We start from the raw sequence: 3,383 nt of genomic DNA, 5'->3' as shown, positions 1-3,383 counted from the left end.
ACCCCACGCCGCCACCCCCGGGGGTCGGGTCAGCGGACGGCGGCGGTCACAGCGGGGCGATGGGGTGCTTGCGCGGGGGCTCGTTGCGGATCTTGTCGCGCAGCTGGGCTAACGCGCCGCGCAGGACCAGACGAGTCTGCGACGGCTCGATCACCGCGTCGATGTACCCGCGCTCGGCGGCCGAGTACGGGGTCGCGATGAACTCGTTGTACATGTCGATCAGCTGCTTGCGGAGCTTGGGCCCCTCCTCCGGGCCCGCCTCCTCGATCTGCCGACGCTGCAGCAGATCCACCGCGCCCTCGGCCCCCATCACCGCGATACGGGCGGTGGGCCAGGCGAAGTTCAGGTCCCCGCCAAGGTTCTTGGACCCCATCACGGCGTAGGCGCCGCCATAGGCCTTGCGGACGACGAAGGTCACCTTGGGCACCGAGGTGGCGGCCACCGCGTACCCCATCTTGGCGCCGCGGTGGATGATGCCGAGCTTCTCCTGCTGGACACCCGGCAGGTACCCGGGGGTGTCGACCACGTAGACGATCGGGATCGAGTAGGCGTCACACAGCATCATGAACCGGGTGGCCTTCTCCGAGGCGTCGATGTCCAGGGATCCCGACAGGTGAAGCGGCTGGTTGGCCACGACGCCGACCGACTCGCCGTCGACCCGGGCGAAGCCGGTGATGATGTTCTGGGCGAACTGCCCCGAGGTCTCGACGAACTCGCCGTCGTCGAACATCCGGATGAGCAGGTCGTGCATGTCGTACGCCGCGTTGTCCGAGTCCGGGATGATCGAGTCGAGTTCCAGGTCGGAGGCGGTGGTCGACGGTTCGAGCCCTGGATTGATCCTCGGCGCCTTCTCGGCGGCCGAGGAGGGCATGAAGCTGAGTAGGTTCCGCACGTACATGAACGCGTCGTGCTCGCTCACGGCCACGTGGTTGACGTTGCCGTTCTTGGCCTGCTGCAGGGCGGAACCGAGGTCATCCATCGAGATGTCCTCGCCGGTGACCTGCTTGATCACGTCCGGACCGGTGACGAACATGTACGCCTGGTCCTTGACAGCCACCACGAAGTCGGTGGTGACGGGCGCGTAGACGGCGCCACCCGCGCACTTGCCCAACATGATCGAGATCTGCGGGATGTACCCGGACGCCGGGTACTGACGCTTGGAGATCTCCGAGTAGTAGGCCAGGGAGGTGACGGCGTCCTGCACGCGAGCTCCACCCGAGTCGTTGATCCCGATGATGGGACACCCCACCTTGAGGGCGAAGTCCATGATCGCGCAGACCTTCTTGCCGAAGCCCTCGCCCACCGACCCGCCGAACACCGTGTTGTCGTGCGCGTACACGACCACGGGTCGCCCGTCGATCGTGCCGCGCCCGGTCACCACACCGTCCCCGAACGGGTTGTCCGGGTTACCGGGAGCCTTCGCCAGCTGGCCCATCTCCACGAAGCTGCCCGGGTCGAGCAGCTCCGCGATGCGCTCCCGCGGCGGCGTGTGGCCCGCGGCGTCGCGTCGGGCCCTGGCCCGCTCGCTGCCCGGGTCCCGGGCCTGCTCGGTCTTGACCCGCAGTTCTGCGAGCTTCTCCGCGGTGGTCCTAGCCGTCACGCGTCCGATCCCTTCAGTACTCCCGCGTCGATCTCCGAGAGCCGACGCGCCAGATGCTTACCGACCGTACCGACCACGGGTTCATCGACCACCGCGAGGTGGTCTCCCTTGAGCTGGACCACCTCGAGATCGGAGACGATCCGGCCCCAGCCGCCGTCGGGGTCCACGTGCGCGTACCGGGGCTCGAGCTCGATCGCCCCCTCGTGCATCCGCTCGGCGCGGTAGAGCACGAAGGAGACCTCCGCGCCGACCCCGGACCACGCGGACAGGTCCGCGCTCTGGAGGATGCGGTTGTCGACGAAGCTCGCGCGCTGGTGTTCGATGACTCCGCCGCCCATGGCGTTGGCCTCCGCGCCCAGGCCCTCGAGAAGCATCCCCAGCACCCCGTCCTCCCCGTGCTCGGCGAGGAACTCCCGCGGCACCTCCACGTCCAGGCCGTAGGTCCGCTTGGCGAACTCGGAGTAGCGCCGCCAACGGGCCTCAGCCTCGTCGAGCGTGTCCGGGACCGGCTCGGACGGCTGCACGGTGTCCAGGAGGGCCACCAGCGCCACGACGTCGTCGGCGGCCCGCAACTGACGCGCGACCTCGACCGCCAGTGCCCCGCCGAAGGACCAGCCGCCCAGCGCGACGGGGCGCCCGGAGGCGATCTCCCGGATCCTGTCCAGGTACCCGGCGGCCCTCTCCTCGAGAGAGCCCTCGGTGCGCTCGACACCGTAGACCGGGGTGTCGCCGTCGAGCCGGTCGACCAGCGGTTCGTACACGAACGACGACCCCCCGGCCGCGTGGAACAGGAACAGGGGTGTGCTGTCGGGGGAGCCCTCGCGCAGGACCCGGATGTTGCCCTCGACCGCCACCTCGGTGAACGGCCGCAGCAGGTCGGCGACCTCCGCGATCGTCGTCGCGCCGGCCAGGTGCTCGGCAGAGATCTCGCCTCCACAGCGGGCCGACAGCCGCTCGGCCAGCGCGGTCCGGGTGACGTCGTCGATCGCGGGGAGGGCCCCGGTCACCCCCGGTGCCGCCGCGCCGGTGACCACGGCCCACGCACCGAAGGCCATCCGCTCGGTGTCGTCACGCGGCGCGATGGCGACCTCGGGGACGGTGTCCGCACCGGCACCACCCTCGTGCGCGTCGCCACCGGCGGGCGCCTGGCCCTTGAGTGCCGCGAGGTCGACCACGCCCTCCCCGCGGGCCTGCTGATCCGCGAGCTCGCCGACCTTCTCCGGGTTCTCCACGGCGAAGGTCACCATCTGGACGACGTCGTTCATCGAGGCGTCCCGCATCGCCTGCAGCTCGAGCGGCGGGATGGAGAACTCGTGCTCGACACGGTTCTTGATGCGCACGGCCATGAGCGAATCCAGGCCCAGGTCGAGCAGGGGCAGTTCTCGCGGAAGGTCGTCGGGACTGTAGCCCATCGAGGACCCGACGATCCGGGCCAGACGGTCGCCGATCGACTCGCCCGATTCCGGGCTCCAGCGGGTGTCCGACTCGTCGTCCTCACCCTCCACCACCGGCGCGTCCGACTCGGCCGACACGTAGTGCGGCCCCGGTTGGTCGTCCGGGTCGATCGGGGTCCCCCCGCTCACCGCACACTCGGCGACGAGGGTGAAGGACTGCGTGACACCGTCGCCGGTGTGCGCGTGCACCTGCAGCGAGGCTCCCCCGGGGTGCGGGGTCATGGTGGTGGTGACCGCGCCCGCCACCGGGAGGACGCCGGGGCGGTCGACGGCGGTGAGGACGGCTCCGTCCAGGACGGACGCGGCCGCCGCCGTCATCAGCGCGTCGA

At 70.2% G+C, this 3,383-nt stretch carries 2 protein-coding genes; both read right to left on the bottom strand.

The window, feature by feature from the left end:
* Positions 1-46: 46 nt before the first annotated feature.
* Positions 47-1,600 carry an acyl-CoA carboxylase subunit beta gene (locus IY392_RS15385; protein WP_107755469.1) on the bottom strand — a complete coding sequence of 518 codons (1,554 nt, stop codon included), beginning with the start codon at positions 1,598-1,600 and terminating at the stop codon, positions 47-49.
* Positions 1,597-3,383, bottom strand: a 1,787-nt coding sequence (locus tag IY392_RS15380; RefSeq protein ID WP_194861674.1) for a non-ribosomal peptide synthetase, incomplete at its 5' end; no start/stop codon positions are given. The genes IY392_RS15385 and IY392_RS15380, both read right to left, overlap by 4 nt.

It is taken from the genome of Dietzia sp. SYD-A1, assembly GCF_015356725.1.
Lineage (GTDB): Bacteria > Actinomycetota > Actinomycetes > Mycobacteriales > Mycobacteriaceae > Dietzia.
The sequence above is the reverse complement of the archived record's forward strand: the minus strand, read 5'-3'. Positions and strand labels throughout refer to the sequence as shown.